Annotated in this window: 11 protein-coding genes; 7 read left to right on the top strand and 4 right to left on the bottom strand. The window is 63.0% G+C overall.

Annotated features, from left to right (window positions below; all coding sequences use genetic code 11):
• Positions 1-70: 70 nt before the first annotated feature.
• The 7 genes from ahcY (at position 71) to trxA (ending at position 13,654) form a co-directional block, all read left to right on the top strand.
• On the top strand, positions 71-1,471 hold the full coding sequence (gene ahcY / locus J0663_RS08815) for an adenosylhomocysteinase (RefSeq protein WP_207244027.1): 1,401 nt from the start codon (positions 71-73) through the stop codon (positions 1,469-1,471).
• A 203-nt stretch (positions 1,472-1,674) separates the two neighbouring features.
• A complete protein-coding gene (locus J0663_RS08810) occupies positions 1,675-4,260 on the top strand; it encodes a sensor histidine kinase (RefSeq protein WP_207244026.1) in 2,586 nt (861 codons plus the stop codon).
• Positions 4,257-5,771, top strand: a complete 1,515-nt coding sequence (tsaE, locus tag J0663_RS08805) for a tRNA (adenosine(37)-N6)-threonylcarbamoyltransferase complex ATPase subunit type 1 TsaE (protein ID WP_207244025.1) — start codon at positions 4,257-4,259, stop codon at positions 5,769-5,771. Before J0663_RS08810 ends, tsaE begins: the two co-directional genes overlap by 4 nt.
• Positions 5,772-5,784: 13 nt before the next feature.
• Positions 5,785-6,516 (top strand): nucleotidyltransferase family protein, encoded by a 732-nt coding sequence (locus J0663_RS08800; RefSeq protein WP_207244024.1) that lies wholly within the window; start codon positions 5,785-5,787, stop codon positions 6,514-6,516.
• 3 nt (positions 6,517-6,519) lie between these two features.
• The gene (addB, locus tag J0663_RS08795) at positions 6,520-9,714 is read left to right on the top strand and encodes a double-strand break repair protein AddB (RefSeq protein ID WP_207244023.1); all 3,195 of its coding nucleotides are present in this window, start codon (positions 6,520-6,522) and stop codon (positions 9,712-9,714) included.
• Complete coding sequence (addA, locus tag J0663_RS08790) at positions 9,707-13,258, top strand: double-strand break repair helicase AddA (RefSeq protein ID WP_207244022.1); 3,552 nt, start codon at positions 9,707-9,709, stop codon at positions 13,256-13,258. Before addB ends, addA begins: the two co-directional genes overlap by 8 nt.
• 75 nt (positions 13,259-13,333) lie before the next feature.
• Complete coding sequence (trxA, locus tag J0663_RS08785; protein ID WP_004672616.1) at positions 13,334-13,654, top strand: thioredoxin; 321 nt, start codon at positions 13,334-13,336, stop codon at positions 13,652-13,654.
• A gap of 63 nt (positions 13,655-13,717) precedes the next feature.
• Here the strand turns inward: trxA and J0663_RS08780 are convergent, their stop codons facing one another.
• The 4 genes from J0663_RS08780 to trpB are packed head-to-tail and all read right to left on the bottom strand — an operon-like array spanning position 13,718 to position 18,106.
• The gene (locus tag J0663_RS08780; protein ID WP_207244021.1) at positions 13,718-15,070 is read right to left on the bottom strand and encodes a bifunctional folylpolyglutamate synthase/dihydrofolate synthase; all 1,353 of its coding nucleotides are present in this window, start codon (positions 15,068-15,070) and stop codon (positions 13,718-13,720) included.
• A gap of 27 nt (positions 15,071-15,097) precedes the next feature.
• Positions 15,098-16,003, bottom strand: coding sequence for an acetyl-CoA carboxylase, carboxyltransferase subunit beta (accD, locus tag J0663_RS08775; protein ID WP_207244020.1), 906 nt, complete (start codon positions 16,001-16,003; stop codon positions 15,098-15,100).
• 39 nt (positions 16,004-16,042) lie between these two features.
• Positions 16,043-16,882, bottom strand: coding sequence for a tryptophan synthase subunit alpha (trpA, locus tag J0663_RS08770; RefSeq protein ID WP_207244019.1), 840 nt, complete (start codon positions 16,880-16,882; stop codon positions 16,043-16,045).
• Between the two features lie 3 nt (positions 16,883-16,885).
• Complete coding sequence (trpB, locus tag J0663_RS08765) at positions 16,886-18,106, bottom strand: tryptophan synthase subunit beta (RefSeq protein WP_207244018.1); 1,221 nt, start codon at positions 18,104-18,106, stop codon at positions 16,886-16,888.
• Positions 18,107-18,108 lie beyond the last annotated feature (2 nt).

Genomic DNA, 18,108 nt, shown 5'->3' with positions numbered 1-18,108 from the left:
CGGCAGACATGCCGTGCGCTTGCTTCCGCCTGCGCCAATTTTTGAGACGTTTTTCAGCCTGGAGACCTCTATGAGCACTGAAAAAGATTATGTTGTCGCCGACATCGGGCTTGCGGATTTCGGCCGCAAGGAAATTACGATCGCCGAAACCGAAATGCCGGGCCTGATGTCCTGCCGCGCCGAATTCGGCGACGCAAAGCCGCTGAAGGGCGCGCGCATCACCGGCTCGCTGCATATGACCATCCAGACGGCCGTGCTGATCGAAACCCTGGTGGCGCTCGGCGCCGAAGTCCGCTGGGCTTCCTGCAACATCTTCTCGACGCAGGACCATGCCGCCGCCGCGATCGCCGCTGCCGGCGTTCCGGTTTTCGCCATCAAGGGCGAGTCGCTCGAAGATTACTGGGTCTATACCGACAAGATCTTCCAGTGGGCCGACGGCGGCCTTTCCAACATGATCCTCGATGACGGCGGCGACGCCACCATGTACATCCTGCTCGGCGCGCGCGCCGAAGCCGGCGAGGACGTCCTCTCAAGCCCGCATTCCGAAGAAGAGGAAATCCTCTTCGCACAGATCAAGAAGCGCCTCGCCGCTTCCCCGGGCTGGTTCACCAAGCAGCGCGACGCCATCAAGGGCGTCACCGAGGAAACGACGACCGGCGTCAACCGTCTCTACCAGCTCAGCCAGAAGGGCCTGCTGCCCTTCCCGGCAATCAACGTCAACGACTCCGTCACCAAGTCGAAATTCGACAACAAGTACGGCTGCAAGGAATCGCTGGTCGACGGCATCCGCCGCGGCACGGACGTGATGATGGCCGGCAAGGTCGCCGTCGTCTGCGGTTACGGTGACGTGGGCAAGGGTTCCGCTGCCTCGCTTTCCGGCGCCGGCGCCCGAGTGAAGGTCACGGAAGCCGATCCGATCTGCGCCCTGCAGGCCGCCATGGACGGTTATGAAGTCGTCCTGCTCGAAGACGTCGTTTCCTCGGCCGACATCTTCATCACCACGACGGGCAACAAGGACGTCATCCGCATCGACCACATGCGGCAGATGAAGGACATGGCGATCGTCGGAAATATCGGCCATTTCGACAATGAAATCGAGGTCGCCGCGCTCCGTAACCTCAAGTGGACCAACGTCAAGCCGCAGGTCGACCTCATCGAGTTCCCCAAGGGCAACCGCATCATCCTTCTCTCCGAAGGCCGTCTGCTCAACCTCGGCAATGCGACGGGCCATCCGTCCTTTGTGATGTCGGCGTCCTTCACCAACCAGACACTGGCTCAGATCGAGCTCTTCACCAAGCCCGGCCAGTATGAGAACAAGGTGTACATCCTGCCTAAGCATCTCGACGAGAAGGTCGCACGCCTTCACCTCGACAAGCTCGGTGTGAAGCTCACCCAGCTCAGCGAAGAGCAGGCTGCCTATATCGGCGTGAAGCCGCAAGGCCCGTTCAAGTCCGACCACTACAGATATTGATAGGCTCTTCGATATCCACAAGATGTAGAAGCCGCGGCATTGACAAATGCCGCGGCTTATTTTTTGGCGGCTCCCTTCCCGACGATTCCCTTCCGAAGTATTGTTTTAAGACTTGATTCGGGACGCCGGACCCCGTCCGACCGCTCCGAAAATGGGATGTCTTGTCGTAATGCGGCACATTGAAGGACGGAGACATACCGCGGATGTCGGAATTGAAAAACAGCCTGCCCGGTCAGGCGGATGACGGCGCTCGCGCCGGTCGCCGCCCGCTCACGGCAGGCCAAGAATATAGATCTGCAACGGCACACGAGGCCGAAAAGCAAGAGCATGGATCATTGGCGCGCTTCCTGAAAACCTGCGCGGCCGGCACGGCGCTTGCCGCGCTGGCGCGGCCGGTTCTGGCACAGGGCGAGCAGCAGGCGGCGGCCTCGGCTCACCTCTTCACCTCCTCGCAGGTCATCGGCGTTTCCGTCGTCATCGGCGTCATATCCGCGGCCCTGCTTTCGACGCTCTGGCTCGTGCGCCAGCGCGGCAATCTGGAGAATGAGAGCCGGGAAATCCGCTCGGCGCTCTCCGACGCCCAGCAACGCATTTCACAATACCAGGCGCTGATTGCCGACAAGAACCGGCGGATCGTCATCTGGGACGGCACTGCCCGCCCGGAACTGCTCGGCCAGCTTCCGCCGGAGACCGGCGCACCGCAGGACGGCGAATTCCTGGCTTTCGGTCTCTGGCTGAAGTCACGCTCGGCCGCGGAACTGGAAAAGGCAATCGACCGGCTGCGCGACGAGGCGCAGAGCTTCGATATGGTGGTCGAGACCATCCGCGACGAAATCCTCGAGGCGCAGGGCCGGGTTTCCGGCGGACGCGCCTTCGTCCGCTTCGTGGCGCTCAACAATCTGCGCGCCGAGCTTGCCGAACTCAGGATCGAACGCGACCGGCTGATGACCTCGATCTCGGCGTTCCAGACCATGCTCGACGCGATCGATATGCCGGCCTGGCAGCGCGACCCGACGGGCCGCCTCACCTGGGTCAACCAGGCGTATGGCGACGCGGTCGAGGCGCGCTCGCCGCAGCAGGCGATCAATGAAGGCCGCGAGATGCTGACGACCGTGGCGCGCGAACGCATTCGCGCGACGACGACGCCGGAATCGCCTTTCCACGACAAGATCTCGACCGTCGTGCACGGCAACCGCACATTCTTCGACGTCGTCGACGTCAAGGTTCCCGGCGGTTCGGCCGGCATTGCGGTCGACGTGTCCGACATAGAAGCGGTACGCGCCGAGTTGGAACGGACGCTGAAGAGCCATGCCGAAACGCTGGACCATCTCGCCACACCCGTCGCCATCTTCGACGGCGACCGCCGGCTGCAATTCTACAACCAGGCCTTCGTCGCACTCTGGGAGTTGGATATCGCCTTCCTCGAAGGCCGGCCCGATAACAGCGAACTGCTCGAGCGGCTGCGGGCAGCCAAGAAGCTGCCGGACCAGCTCAACTGGAAAAGCTGGAAGGAAGCGGCGCTTTCGGTCTACCGCGCGCTCGACACGCAATCGGATCTCTGGCACCTGCCCAACGGACAGACGCTGCGCGTCTTCGCCACCGCCCACCCGCAGGGCGGCGCCACCTGGGTGTTCGAAAATCTGACCGAACAGGTCGATCTCGAAACGCGCTACAACACGCTGGTCAAGGTACAGGGCGAAACGATCGATCACCTGTCCGAAGGCGTGGCGGTATTCGGGCCCGATGGGCGCATCCGCCTGTCGAATCCGGCCTTCCGCGCGCTCTGGGGCATTACGGAAACCGAAGCCAAGCCCGGCACCCATATCCGCGCGCTCGGCGAGGCCTGCGCGCCGTCCTATGACCGGCCGGACGGCTGGAAGACCTTCGCGGAACTGATCACCAGCTTCGATGACGAGCGCCGCTCGGGCCAGGGAACGCTGGAGCTTTTCTCCGGCCTCGTGCTCGACTACGCCGTCATCCCGCTGCCGAACGCCCAGACCATGCTGACCTTCGTCAACATGACCGACAGCGTAAGGGCCGAGCGGGCGCTGACCGAGAAGAACGAGGCGCTTCGCAAGGCCGACGAGTTGAAAAACGACTTCGTTCAGCATGTTTCCTATGAACTTCGCTCACCGCTGACCAATATCATCGGCTTCACCGACCTCCTGCGCACGCCGGGCGTCGGGCCGCTGAACGAACGGCAGGCCGAATATATCGACCACATCTCGACCTCGTCCTCGGTTCTGCTGACGCTGGTCAACGATATTCTCGACCTTGCGACCGTCGATGCCGGCATCATGCGCCTGAACTATGTGGAGATCGATCTCAATGATCTGCTCGACGACGTTTCGATGCAGATCGCCGATCGGCTGCACGAAAGCGGCGTCGCGCTCGAAATCACCGCGCCTGCCTATCTCGGCTCGATCGTCGCCGATCCGCAGCGGCTGAAGCAGATCCTGCTGAAGCTTCTCTCCAATGCCGCGAATTTCTCGCCCGAGGGCACCTCGATCGCGCTGGAATGCCGTCGTGAAGGCACGGATTTCGTGTTCTCCGTCCGCGATCGCGGCCCCGGCATCTCGCCAGATATGATTGCGACCGTCTTCGATCGCTTTGCCACGGGCGCCAAAAGCGGCAAACGCGGCGGCGCCGGCCTCGGCCTCTCGATCGTCGACAGTTTCGTCAGCCTGCATCATGGTGACGTGACGATCGACAGCGAGCCGGGCAAGGGCACGACGGTGGTCTGCCGTATCCCCTCGGTCAACGTACCGCATTCCGCCGCCGCCGAATGACGACCAACGATACGATCTCGCTTTTCCTGAAGGACGAGGCGGCTACCATTCGCCTCGGCGAAGACTTGGCGCTGGCCTTGAAGGCCGGTGATTGTCTTGTCCTTTCCGGTGATCTCGGCGCCGGCAAATCCTCGCTCGCCCGCGCGATCCTGCGAGCCATCGCCGATGATGAAGGGCTTGAGGTCCCGAGCCCGACCTTCACACTGGTGCAATCCTACGACCTGCGTATCCCGGTTTCGCACTTCGATCTCTATCGGCTCGGCGATCCCAGCGAATTGACGGAACTCGGCTTCGACGAGGCTCTGCAGAACGGCATCTGCCTTGTCGAATGGCCGGAGATGGCCGCGGGCGAGTTGCCGGCGGAGCGCATCACATTGACGCTGGCGCATGAAGGCAACGGCCGCCGCGCGACGATCGCCGCCGCCGGGGCACAGGCCTCGCGCATTCGCCGCGTCCTGGCGATCCGTAATTTCCTCGACGACGCCGGATATCCCGATGCCAAACGCCGCTTCCTGACTGGCGATGCCTCGTTGCGCGCCTACGAGGCGATCCATCATGAGAAGGTGAAGCGCCGCATCATTCTGATGGACTGGCGGCCGCATCCCGAAGGCCCGCCGGTCTATGATGGCAAGCCCTATCCGAAGGTCGCGCATCTGGCACAGGATGCCTATCCCTTCGTTGCGATTGCCAATGCACTGCGCGAACGGGGTTTTGCCGCGCCGGAGATCTTTGAGGTCGATTATACCCAGGGCATCCTGCTGATCGAGGATCTCGGCACTGAAGGCGTGCTCGATGACACGGGGCGGCCGATCGCCGAGCGTTACCGTCAAAGTGTCGCCTGTCTTGCCCAGCTTCATTCCATGCCGTTTCCGCGGGACATACCGGTTACCGCCACCCATACGCATCACATACCGGACTTCGATCGCACGGCGCTCAAGATGGAAGTGCAGCTTGTGCTCGACTGGCACATTGGCTGGAAGCGCGGCACCGCACCCTCGGAGGCAGAGCGCAAGGAATATCTGGCGATCTGGGACGGCCTGATCGATGAACTCGCCACGGCCGAAAAAAACCTGCTGCTGCGCGATTTCCACTCGCCGAACATCATCTGGCGTCCGCAGGAATCCGGCGTCAAAAAAATCGGCCTCATCGATTTCCAGGACGCGATGATCGGCCCGACAGCCTATGACCTTGCCTCGATCGTCCAGGACGCGCGCGTCACGATCGAGCCGGACCTCTTCCGGCGGCTGGTGGATGATTATCTTGCACTTCGCCACGCGCAGGGCGGCTTCGACGAAGCCGGATTCCTGAAGGCGTGGGCCATCATGTCGGCGCAGCGCAATTGCAAGCTTGCCGGTCTCTGGGTGCGGCTGCTGCAGCGCGACGGCAAACCCGGTTATCTCCGGCATATGCCGCGCACACTCGCCTATCTGAACGTCGCGCTAGAGCACGAGGCGCTTGCCCCCTTGCGCGATTGGTGCGCAAGGGCTGGAATAGGCCAGAGCGAATCATAAGTTCCGGATCAAGATGAGCATCAGACAAGCCATGGTACTGGCCGCGGGTCTCGGGACCCGTATGCGCCCGATCACCGAGACGATTCCGAAGCCGCTGGTGAAGATCGACGGCAAGCCGATGATCGACTATGCGCTGGACGCGCTGGTTTCGGCCGGTGTCGAACGGGCTGTCGTCAACGTTCACCATCACGCCGACCAGATGCTCGATCATCTCGGCCGTTATCGCGGCCTCGACATCATCATCTCGGACGAGCGCGACGGGCTGATGAATTCCGGCGGCGGGCTGGCGAAGGGGCTGAAGCTGCTCGACCGCGAGAATCTCTTCGTCATGAATGCCGATCTCTTCTGGATCGGCGAACAGCCGGGACGGCCGAGCAACCTTAAGCGCTTAGCCGGATTCTTCGACGCCGAGCGCATGGACATGGCGCTGCTCTGCGTCAGGATCGAGGATACGACGGGCCACAACGGCAAGAACGATTTCGGCCTTGCCGCCGACGGCCGGCTGACGCGTTATCGCGACGATCCCACCAATCCCGTCGTCTATGCGGGGGCGATCGTGATGCACCCGTCACTCTTCGACGATGCGCCCCGGGACGCCTTCAATCTCAATATCTATTTCGACAAGGCGATCGCACGCGACCGGCTGTACGGGATGGTGCTCGAAGGTCACTGGTTGACGGTGGGAACCCCAGAGGCGATCGGAGAAGCGGAGGAAACGATCCGCCGATTGCGGGCGTTCGCGTAAGCCATGACGGAGCGGCACCAGCCACGCATCCTGACGATCCCGGCGGGCCTTCCCTTCCTGAAAACCCTGGCATCGGCCCTTTGCGACGGCCGATTGACGCCGCTTTTCCGGCATGATGCCGATGATCCGCTGTCGCTCGCCAAGGTTACGATCTATCTGCCAACCCGCCGTGCCGTGCGCGTGCTGCGCTCGGAATTCGTCGATCTGCTTGGCGGCCGCTCGGCGATCCTGCCGGTAATCCGTCCGCTCGGCGAAACCGACGACGACAGCGGTTATTTCGACGAGGCGCTGCCGGCAACGATCGATCTGGCCCAGCCACTGTCCAACACCGCCCGGCTGCTGGAACTGGCGCGCCTGATCCTTGCCTGGCGAAACAAACTGCCGGAGATCGTCCGTCATATCCATTCAGACTCGCCACTCGTTGCGCCGGCAAGCCCGGCGGATGCCATCTGGCTCGCCCGCAACCTCGCGGAGCTGATCGATTCCATCGAAACCGAAGATCTCGACTGGTCGGAACTGTCGAAGCTCGACACCGGCGACTACGCCGCGTGGTGGCAGCTGACGGCGGAGTTTCTGCAGATCGCCAGCGCGTTTTGGCCGGAGCGGCTTTCCGAACTCGGCAAATCTTCGCCGGCACGGCATAGAAACGCCATCCTTCGGGCCGAAGCGGCCAGGATCTCGGCGACGAAACCTACCGGGCCGATTATTATCGCCGGTTCGACGGGTTCGGTTCCTGCCACTGCCGACCTCATCGCCGCCGTTGCCAATCTGCCCGAAGGCGTGATCGTCCTTCCGGGCCTCGATCTCTCCATGCCCGAAAGGCATTGGCAAATGGTAGCGCCCGAGCCGGCGCCGGGCCAGCATGCCAATCCGGCCAGCCGGAGCCATCCGCAATATGGCCTGTCATTGCTGCTGAAGAGGCTGAGGCTGACACGAGCCGACATCGGCCTCCTCGACGGACCGGAGACCGATCTCGATCGGCGCGCCGAAATCCTGTCCCGCGCACTCGCCCCGGCAGATGCGACCAGCGACTGGGGCGCCTGGAAGGAAGCTTTGCCCGAGGGAGCGCTGGATTCGGCCTTCGCCGATGTTTCGCTGATCGAAGCCGCCAATGAGCGTGAGGAGGCAACCGCGATTGCCATCGCGCTCAGGCTGGCGTTGGAAAGGCCGGGACAGGACGGCGAAAGCCGGGCAGCGCTGATTACGCCGGACCGCAATCTCGCCCGTCGGGTGATGGCCGAACTGTCCCGCTTCGGCATCCTCGGCGACGATTCGGCCGGCACGCCGCTTTCGGCCACCCCGCAAGGCACCTTGTTGCAACTGCTGCTGGAGGCGGCGCTGCGGCCGGGAGATCCGGTGGCGATCGTCTCGCTTCTCAAACATCCGCTGGCCCGCTTCGGCCTCGAGCGCGACGCCCTGATTTCCGCTACCGAAGCGCTCGAACTGCTGGCGTTGCGCGGCGGCGTGGCGGAGGTGGATATCGCCGCGCTCGAATTGCTCCTGACCCATCAGCTTGGCGAACAGGCCCAGGACCGACATGCGCCGCAATGGCGAAAGGCGCTTCCAGCCGAGGCGGCCCATGCCGCAGCCGAGCTTGCCCGCCGGATAACCGCCGCGACAGAGCCGCTTGCCTGCGCGCTCATCCGGCACCGGCCAGAAGATCGCGGCAAGACGGCGCGTTTCACGCTGTCCGAATGGGCGGAGCGGACTGGCCGTTCGCTCGAAGCGGTCGCGGCAGATCCGCAAGGCAATCTGGCCGATCTCTGGTCGCACGAGGCCGGGGACGCCCTTGCCTCGCTTCTCGGCGAAGTGATCGACACCGAGGGCCAGATGGAGGCCGACGGGCCGCAATGGATCGACATCATGGCGGCGCTCGCCGCCGGCAATGCGGTCAAGCCACGGGCGCTCAGCCATCCCCGCCTCTTTATCTTCGGCACGCTTGAAGCCCGCCTGCAAAGTGTCGACACTCTGATCCTCGGCGGCTTGAACGAGGGCTCCTGGCCAGGGCAGAGCGCCAACAATCCCTTTATTCCGCGCATGATGAAGACGGAGATCGGGCTCGAACCGCCGGAGCGGCGCATCGGCCAGCTGGCGCATGACTTCGAGATGGCGAACGGCAATCGCCACCTGATCTATTCGAGAGCCCTGCGCCAGGGTTCGACGCCGACGGTCGCCTCGCGCTGGCTGCAACGGCTGCTGGCTCTGGGCGGCGAGCCGTTCGAAGCGGCATTGAGGGGACGCGGCAACCGGTTCCTACAATGGGCCGGCCTCATCGATCGGGGAGAGGCCCAGGCGGCGGCGCAGCGGCCCTCGCCGAAACCGCCGCTGACGCTGCAGCCGAAATCCTATTCCTTCAGCGAGGTCGGCCGGCTGCGCCGCGATCCCTATGCCATCTATGCCCGTCGCATCCTGCGGCTCGATCCGGTCGACGCGTTCAATCGCGACCCGGGAGCGGCCGAACGCGGGACGCTCTATCACACGATCATCGACCACTTCATCCGCGAGGCCCATGTGGCCGGCACGCCGGACGCGGCAGCGGCGATGGAGCAGATCCTGACCGAGCTTTTCGACATGGAAAAGCTGCCGCCGCACATCGATGCCGTGTGGCGGCCACGCTTTCGCGAGGTGGCCCGCGCCTTCCTCGAATGGGAGGCCGGCCGGCGGCCCGCCATCCGCAGGACGCTGACCGAAGTGCGCGGCGGCGTCGAGCTGGAAGCGATCAATATCCGGCTCAACGGTGTCGCAGACCGTATCGACATATTGGGTCCCAACGCCGCCGATATCATTGACTACAAGACCGGCTACAACCCCTCGCCTGCACAGGCGCGCGCGCTTCTCGATCCGCAGCTCGCGCTGGAAGCGGCGGCTTTGAGCGCTGGCGCCTTCCGCGATGCCGGCGGTCTCGTGCCGCAGGATCTGCTCTATGTCCGCCTGCGTCCGGGACGCCGGTTCCAGGTCGATACGGTCAACAACGAAAACTCGGCCCGCAGCGACAAGGCGAAATCGGCGATGGAGCTTGCCGGAGAGTCGGTCGACCAGCTGATCAAGTTCGTCAGTTTGCTGCAGTCCGGCGAAAAGGGTTTTACCTCGCGGCTCATTCCGGCGCAGCAATTCGATTTCGGCGGCGATTACGATCACCTCGCCCGCGTTTCCGAATGGTCGACGGCCGAGACCGAGGAAGGCGGCGGCGATGAGTAACGAGACCGCTCTTCCGAGTGATGACGATCCCGGCGCCTGGATCGGCTGGACCACCATCCAGCAGGCGATCGCCTCCGATCCCGAGCGCTCGGCCTGGGTTTCGGCCAATGCCGGATCCGGCAAGACGCATGTCCTGACCCAGCGTGTCATTCGTCTCCTGCTGGCCGGCGCACGGCCTTCCGCCATTCTCTGCCTGACCTATACCAAGGCCGCGGCCTCCGAAATGTCGAACCGCGTCTTCGAACGGCTGGCGGACTGGGTGGTGCTTGACGACGCTGATCTCAGCCGGCGGATCATGCAGATCGAGGGTGCGGCTCCCGATGCGCTGAAACTCGCCGAGGCGCGCCGGCTGTTTGCAAAGGCGCTGGAAACGCCGGGCGGACTGAAGATCCAGACGATCCATGCCTTTTGCGAAGCGCTGCTGCATCAATTCCCGCTTGAGGCCAATGTTGCCGGGCATTTTTCGGTCCTCGACGATCGCGCGGCGGCGGCGCTGCTTTCCGATGCGCGCCGGGCGCTGCTGACGGCGACCGCGCCGGAGGAAGGCAGCGCCCTTGCCGAGGCTTTCGCCTACGTGCTCGATCTCGGCGACGAATCCGGCCTGGAGAACCTGCTCGCCGACATCGTCGCCAACCGTAATGCCATTCGCCGCTTCACCGCGGCGGCCGAGCGACGGGGCGGCGTGGAGGCGGTTCTGCGCGAGAGGCTTGGCCTTACCGCGGGCGATACGGAGAGCCGGATCGCGGCGCAATATTGGCCGTTGCCGGAGCTTTCGGGTGGAATGCTGGAGCTTTATCTGTCCATTGCCGACCAGAGGGGCGGCGCCAAGGCGCAGGAGGTTGCCTATGGTCTCAGGCTCGCCAGCCGGGAGCGCAATGAGGCCAGGCGCGCCGAAATGCTGGAGAAAATCTTTCTGACGGCGAAGGGCGAGCCGAAATCGGACTCGCAGTTCCTGGTCAAGGCCATGCTGGCGGAAGCGCCGCAATTGACGAGCGCCATCGCCGTTGCCCGCGCACATATCGTCGCAAGCCGCGACAGGTTGAAACTGATGCGGATGTGCGGCGCCACGCAGGCAGCGCTCGTGCTCGCCGGTCGGCTGAATCACGATTACGAGGAGCTGAAGAAACAACGCAGCCAGCTCGATTTCGAAGACCTGATCACCCGCACCGCCGATCTGCTGACGAAGAGCGGCGTCGGCCCCTGGATCCATTACAAACTCGATCGGGGTATCGATCATATCCTCGTCGACGAGGCGCAGGATACCAGCCCGATCCAGTGGAGTGTCATCCAGTCGCTCGCCGGGGATTTCTTTTCCGGCGAGAGCGCCCGGTCGATCGTGCGCACACTCTTTGCCGTCGGCGACGAGAAGCAGTCGATCTATTCCTTTCAAGGGGCGCGGCCCGAGCGGTTTTCCGAAGAAAGCGACCGGACGCGGCGCCGCGTCTCCGAAAGCGGGCAGAGCTTTTCTTCGGTGCGGCTGCCCCTCTCCTTCCGCTCGACCGCCGACGTGCTCGAGGCCGTCGACCAGATCTTCAGGACATCGGACAATGCGCGGGGCCTCAGCGCGCTGGGCGAACCGGTCGTGCATCGTTCCAGCCGCATCGGACATCCGGGCGCCGTCGATCTCTGGGAGATGATCGCGCCGGAAGCGGTGGTGAAGGAAGAGGATTGGACGGCGCCCTTCGATGCGACGCCGGAAAGCGCGCCGGCCGCCATTCTCGCACGGCGGATCGCCCATGCTGTCGGCACGCTCGTCGGCCGTGAAACGATCATCGACAAAGGCAAAGAGCGGCTGATCGAGGCCGGCGATATTCTCGTTCTGGTGCGCAAACGCGACGCCTTCGTCAATGCCTTGACACGCGCCCTGAAGCGCCGCGGTGACATTCCCGTCGCCGGTGCCGACAGGTTGACGCTGACCAGCCATATCGCCGTGCAGGACCTGCTGGCACTCGGCCGCTTCCTGCTTCTGCCGGAGGACGATCTTTCGCTTGCCGCCGTGCTCAAGAGCCCGCTTTTCGATTTTTCCGAGGACGATGTCTTTGCAATCGCCGGCCTGCGGGGCGACGACGAAAGCGTCTGGAACCATCTGAAAAGATTTGCGGCCGACGGCACCGAACGTTTCCGTGCCGCCGTCGAAAGGCTCGAGCTGTTTCTTCGGCAGTCGAGGCGCCTGTCGGTCCATGATTTCTATGCGCGCGTGCTGGGCAGCCATGGTGGGCGGCGGCAATTCCTGGCCCGTCTCGGCACCGAGGTCAGCGATATCCTCGACGAATTCCTGACCTTCACTCTCGACCATGAGAGCTCCGGCCTTCCCGGGCTGCAATCCTTCATCTCAACGCTGGAGCTCGAAGCGCCCGAGGTGAAGCGTGAGCAGGACAAGGGGCGCAACGAAGTCAGGATCATGACCGTGCATGCCTCCAAGGGTCTTGAAGCGCCCATCGTCTTCCTCGTCGACGGCGGTTCGAAGGCCTTCACCCATACGCATCTGCCGAAGCTTCGCCTAATCGAAACCGACCCGGACGAGCCGCCGCTGCCTGCCTGGGTTCCTGTCTCCGACCTCACCAATTCGCTGACGCAAAACGATGCCGCACGTATCCAGATGCTGGCGGAAGAGGAGTATCGCCGGCTGCTTTATGTCGCCATGACGCGGGCCGCCGACCGGCTGATCGTCTGCGGCTATCGTGGCGTACGTGCCAATGCCGACACCTGGCATATGATGATCTCCACCGCGCTCGGCGAAGGCCATCCGCATGTCGAGGCAGCCACCTTCTCCGGCCCTGACGGGGAATGGCCAGGCATCCGATGGCGCGTGCCGCGGGTGGAACGGAGCTTCGAGCGTATCGACCGAGACGAGGCGCGCGACAGCCACGAGGCTTTACCGGAGGGCCTGTTGCGGCCATTGCCGCCGCAGGCCGAGCTGCCCCGGCCCCTCAGCCCTTCCGGCGCCGGGACGATCGTCGACGAAGACGAAGGCAGCCTGTTCGTAGCTTCGCCGCTGTTCGGCGGGAAGGAGCGGAGCGATCGTTCGCTGGAAAAGGGCCGGCTGATCCATCGCATGCTGCAGGCGCTTCCGGAAATTCCGCCTGCCGGACGGGCCGATGCCGCACACCGGTATGCCGAACGGGCGGCACGGTTCTGGCCGGAGGGCGAACGTCGCAGGCTTGTCGATTCGGTTCTGAAACTATTGGACGAAGGGGGGCTGCAGCCCGTCCTCGGGGTCGAGGCCCAGCCGGAAGTTTCGATCATGGGAACCTTGACGCTCGACGACAGACGCTATGCCGTCTCCGGCCGTATCGACCGGCTTGCCGTCCTTGCCGATCGCGTCGTCATTCTCGACTACAAGACCAATCGGGTGCCGCCGGTGACAGAGGAGGCCGTCCCCTTCGCGCATAAGGCACAGCTCGCCATCTATCGCGAGATCCTGGCGCCGCTTTATCCCGGCAAGCGCATCGACTGCATGCTCGTCTATACCGAGAACGCCTCTCTCTATACGCTGAGCGAAACGGCGCTCGGTTTGGCGCTTGCAGGACTCAAGACAAAGTGAAATACCGGACATTGAAAATTCGGCACCGCACCATCACATGTGGTTCAACACATAATTCCGTTAAAGGAGCAGCCTATGGCTACCGTGAAAGTCGATATCAATAACTTCCAGTCGGAAGTTCTGGAATCTGCAGAACCCGTCGTCGTCGATTTCTGGGCTGAATGGTGCGGCCCGTGCAAAATGATTGCTCCGAGCCTCGAAGAAATCTCCGTCGAAATGGAAGGCAAGGTCAAGGTCGCCAAGCTCAACATCGATGAGAACCCGGAACTCGCCGCCCAGTTCGGCGTGCGCTCCATTCCGACTCTCGCGATCTTCAAGGGCGGCGAAGTGGCCGATATCTCGGTCGGCGCCAAGCCGAAGACAGCTCTTTCAAATTGGATTTCGAACGCTGCGTGATCGATATCGCTTATTGATATCCCGTGAAAAAGCCCGGCTTCGACCGGGCTTTTTTGTTACCCTTTATCTCGGGGGCGTGCCGTTGTCGGCAAGTACATCGCCGACGAGATAGAGAGAGCCGCCGACGAGGATGCGCGGTGGCAGTGCATCCGGATTGACGGCCGCCTTTATCGCTTCCAGCGCCTCGCCGACCGTCGACATCGGTTCGGCAACCAGGCCGGCATCATAGGCGGCATTGGACAAGATCACCGGATCGATCATCGCGTCGCTGCCGCGGATCGGCACACAGAACACCTTCTCGACCAGGCCTGCGAAAGCCCTGAAATAACCGATCGGATCTTTGGTGTTGATCATGCCGATGACCAGGAAGAGCGGCCGCGGCTGGCGCTCCTCGAAATTGGCCATGGCTTCGGCGATGACTTCGCCGGCGCCGGGATTATGCCCGCCATCGACCCAGATTTCGGCGCCGGCGGGCGCGTGCGACAGCAGCCGGCCTTCGCTCAGGCGCTGCAGCCGGCCCGGCCACTCCACGCAATTCATCGCCTTTTCCATCATCATCTCGGTGACGGTAAAGCCAGCGGCCTTGACGGCGCGGATGGCGGCGGCGGCATTGGCATATTGATGGCGGCCGGGAAGGCGCGGCAACGGCAGGTCGGCAAGCCCGTATTCGTCCTGATAGACGAGCCTGCCATATTCCTCATGCGCCATGAAATCCTGGCCGAAGACGGCGGTCGGGCAATGCAGACGCTCGGCCGTGGACATCAGGACATCAAGCGCCGCATCATAGTCCTGGTGACCGATGACGACGGGCAAGCCCGGCTTCATGATACCGGCCTTTTCCGCGGCGATCAGTTCCACCCTGTCGCCGAGATAGGGCTGGTGATCCAGCGAGATCGGCATGATGACCGAGACGGCCGGATCGGACATGACATTGGTGGCGTCGAAGCGGCCGCCGAGACCGACTTCGATGATCGCGGCATCGGCTGGATGTTCCGAGAACAGAATGAAGGTGACCGCCGTCAGGATTTCGAAGACGGTGATGTGCTGACCAGCATTGGCATCAGCCACGCGGCGCACCGCATCCGCAAAGACGGCGTCGTCGACGAGCTGGCCGCGGCCGCCCGCCACACCGATGCGATAGCGCTCGTGCCAATTGACGAGATGCGGCGAGGTATGGACATGGGCGCTGTAGCCGCCGGCCTCGAGCAGGGCGCGGCAGAAGGCGGTGACCGAGCCCTTGCCGTTGGTGCCGGCGACATGGATCACCGGCGGCAATTTCCTGTGTGGATTGCCGAGCTGATCGAGAAGGCGGGTGATGCGATCGAGAGACAGGTCGAACCCTTTGGGATGCAATCCCATGAGTTTTTCGATCTCGTGCGCTGCCTCACTCACCGCCATTTGGCCTCTGGGTATCAATTCCGCACCCCGCCTGTTTGCCGGTTATCAGGCGCTCGCCGCCAGAGCGATTGCGCCGCCATTCACGTCGTTGGCTGCCGAGACGGGCTTCTTCGTCAGGATCTTCAGCAGGCGCGCCAGCGTTTCCGGAATGTCGTGACGTTTGACGACCATATCCACCATACCATGTTCCAGCAGGTATTCGGAGGTCTGGAAACCTTCCGGCAGCTTCTCACGGAGCGTCTGCTCGATCACGCGCTTACCGGCAAAGCCGATTTCAGCGCCGGGCTCGGCCAGATGAATATCGCCGAGCATGGCGTAGGAGGCCGTGACGCCACCGGTCGTCGGATTGGTCAGCACGACGATGTAGGGCTGGCCGGATTCCTTGAGCAAGTCGACGGCGACCGTCGTGCGCGGCAGCTGCATCAGTGAGAGAATGCCTTCCTGCATGCGCGCGCCGCCGGAGGCGGGGAACATGACCAGCGGGCACTTCTCGGAGGTCGCGCGTTCGAAGGCCTTGACGATCGCTTCGCCGGCGGCAATGCCGAGCGATCCGCCAATGAAGTTGAATTCGTGCACGACGGCAACGAGCTTCAGCCCTTGCACCTTTCCGAGGCCGGCAAGGATCGTATCTTCCTGTTCCGTCTTCACACGGCTGTCGCGGAGGCGATCGATATATTTCTTGGAATCGCGGAATTTCAGCGGGTCCTGGGCGACCTTCGGCTGCGGCAGCGATTCATATTCGCCATTGTCGAAAAGATCGGCAAGGCGGGCCTTGGCCGGCATCTTCATGTGATAACCGGACGCCGGAATGACCCATTTGTTGGATTCCAGATCCTTGTGAAAGACCATTTCGCCCGTTTCCGGGCACTTGATCCAGAGGTTCTCCGGCACTTCGCGACGGCCCAGCATGGAATTGATCCGCGGGCGAACGTAGTTGGTGATCCAGTTCAACTCGAATTCTCCTGGTTGAATAGCGCCAATGTGGGAAAACTATTCGGCAGCAACAAGGCGCGCCGAGCGTGTTCCCGAGGAAAGGCCGCGCACCAGCGTTGCGACGGCCTGAACCGTGTCCGCCGTCGCCTTTCCGTCTTTCGTCAAGCTCGTCGCCACCTGATTGACGATGGCGGTGCCGACGACGACGCCATCGGCCGAGCCGCCGATGACCTTCGCATGTTCCGCCGTCTTGACGCCGAAGCCGACACAGACTGGCAGTTCCGTATGCTGCTTGATGCGGGCCACGGCGCCCGAAACCAGCGACGGATCGGGCAGCGCCGAACCGGTGATGCCGTTCATCGAAACGTAGTAGACGAAGCCGGACGTATTCTTCAGCACGGCGGGCAGGCGCTTTTCATCCGTCGTCGGCGTTGCCAGGCGAATGAAATTGATGCCTTTGCGGATCGCCGGAATGCAGAGCTCGTCGTCCATCTCGGGTGGCAGGTCGACGACGATCAGACCGTCGATGCCCGCGGCAAGCGCATCGTCAAGGAACTTCTCGACGCCGTAAATGTAGATCGGGTTGTAATAACCCATCATCACGATCGGCGTCGCATCATTGGTCTTGCGGAAATCGGACGCCAGCTGCAGCGTCTTCTTGAGCGTCTGGCCGCCCTTCAGCGCCCGCTGGCCAGCCAGCTGGATCGCCGGGCCATCGGCCATCGGATCGGAAAAGGGCATGCCGAGCTCGATAATGTCGGAGCCTGCTTCCGGCAGCGCCTTCATGATGCCGAGGGAGGTGTCGTAATCGGGATCGCCGCCCATGAAATAGGTCACAAGCGCCGGACGGCCCTCGGCCTTCAGCTCGGCAAAGCGTTTGTCCATGCGTGCGGTCATGTCTTACAGTCCCATTCCCAGAATCTTGCCGACAGTGAAGATATCCTTGTCGCCGCGGCCGGAGAGGTTCATCAGGATGATTTCGTCCTTGGCCATCGTCGGCGCGCGCTTGATGACTTCAGCAATCGCATGCGCGGCCTCGAGCGCCGGGATGATGCCTTCGAGGCGGGTCAAGGTCTGGAAGGCCTCGAGCGCTTCATGATCCATGATCGGCACGTAATCGACCCGGCCGATATCGCTCAGCCAGGAATGTTCAGGGCCGATGCCGGGATAATCGAGACCGGCCGAAATCGAATGGCCTTCCTTGATCTGGCCGTCGCCATCCTGCAGCAGGTAGGTGCGGTTGCCGTGCAGCACGCCGGGCGTTCCGGCAGTGATCGACGCGCAATGTTCGTCGCCCTGCAGGCCCTTGCCGCCGGCTTCGACGCCGACGATCCTCACGGAGGAATCGTCGAGGAAGGGGTGGAAGATGCCGATCGCATTCGAACCGCCGCCGACGGCAGCGACGACGAGATCCGGCAGACGGCCTTCGGCGGCCAGCATCTGCTCTTTCGCTTCGGCGCCGATCACCGACTGGAAGTCGCGGACCATTTCGGGATAGGGATGCGGGCCGGCCGCCGTACCGATCAGATAATAGGTGTCCTCGACATTGGTGACCCAATCGCGGAGCGCCTCGTTCATCGCGTCCTTCAGCGTGCCGCTGCCGGCTGTGACCGGCTTCACTTCGGCGCCGAGCAGCTTCATGCGGAAAACGTTCGGGGCCTGACGCTCGACGTCGGTGGCACCCATATAGACGACGCAGGGAAGGCCGAAACGGGCGGCGACGGTCGCGGAGGCGACACCGTGCTGGCCTGCGCCGGTTTCGGCGATGATCCGGGTCTTGCCCATGCGCTTGGCAAGCAGGATCTGGCCGATGCAGTTGTTGATCTTGTGCGAGCCGGTGTGGTTCAGCTCCTCGCGCTTGAAATAGATCTTGGCGCCGCCGAGTTCGGCCGTCAGCCGTTCGGCGAAATAGAGCGGGCTCGGGCGGCCGATATAGTGGGCGCCTAGATGCTTCAATTCCGCCTGGAACACCGGATCGGTCTTCGCCTTGTTCCACTCGTCCTGCAGGTCGAGAATCAATGGCATCAATGTTTCGGCAACGAAACGACCGCCGTAGATGCCGAAGCGGCCATCTTCATCGGGACCGGAACGGAAGGAATTCGGTTTAGGCGTTTCGTTCACTC

Origin of the sequence: Rhizobium lentis, from assembly GCF_017352135.1 — a bacterium.
Taxonomy (GTDB): Bacteria; Pseudomonadota; Alphaproteobacteria; order Rhizobiales; family Rhizobiaceae; genus Rhizobium; species Rhizobium lentis.
The sequence above is the reverse complement of the archived record's forward strand: the minus strand, read 5'-3'. Positions and strand labels throughout refer to the sequence as shown.

Coding starts and splice junctions, on each gene's coding strand:
- J0663_RS08800 (WP_207244024.1), top strand. CDS start 5,785: ATGAGCATCAGACAAGCCATGGTACTGGCCGCGGGTCTCGGGACCCGT.
- J0663_RS08810 (WP_207244026.1), top strand. CDS start 1,675: ATGTCGGAATTGAAAAACAGCCTGCCCGGTCAGGCGGATGACGGCGCT.
- addA (WP_207244022.1), top strand. CDS start 9,707: ATGAGTAACGAGACCGCTCTTCCGAGTGATGACGATCCCGGCGCCTGG.
- ahcY (WP_207244027.1), top strand. CDS start 71: ATGAGCACTGAAAAAGATTATGTTGTCGCCGACATCGGGCTTGCGGAT.
- trxA (WP_004672616.1), top strand. CDS start 13,334: ATGGCTACCGTGAAAGTCGATATCAATAACTTCCAGTCGGAAGTTCTG.
- trpA (WP_207244019.1), bottom strand. CDS start 16,882: ATGACCGCACGCATGGACAAACGCTTTGCCGAGCTGAAGGCCGAGGGC.
- addB (WP_207244023.1), top strand. CDS start 6,520: ATGACGGAGCGGCACCAGCCACGCATCCTGACGATCCCGGCGGGCCTT.
- tsaE (WP_207244025.1), top strand. CDS start 4,257: ATGACGACCAACGATACGATCTCGCTTTTCCTGAAGGACGAGGCGGCT.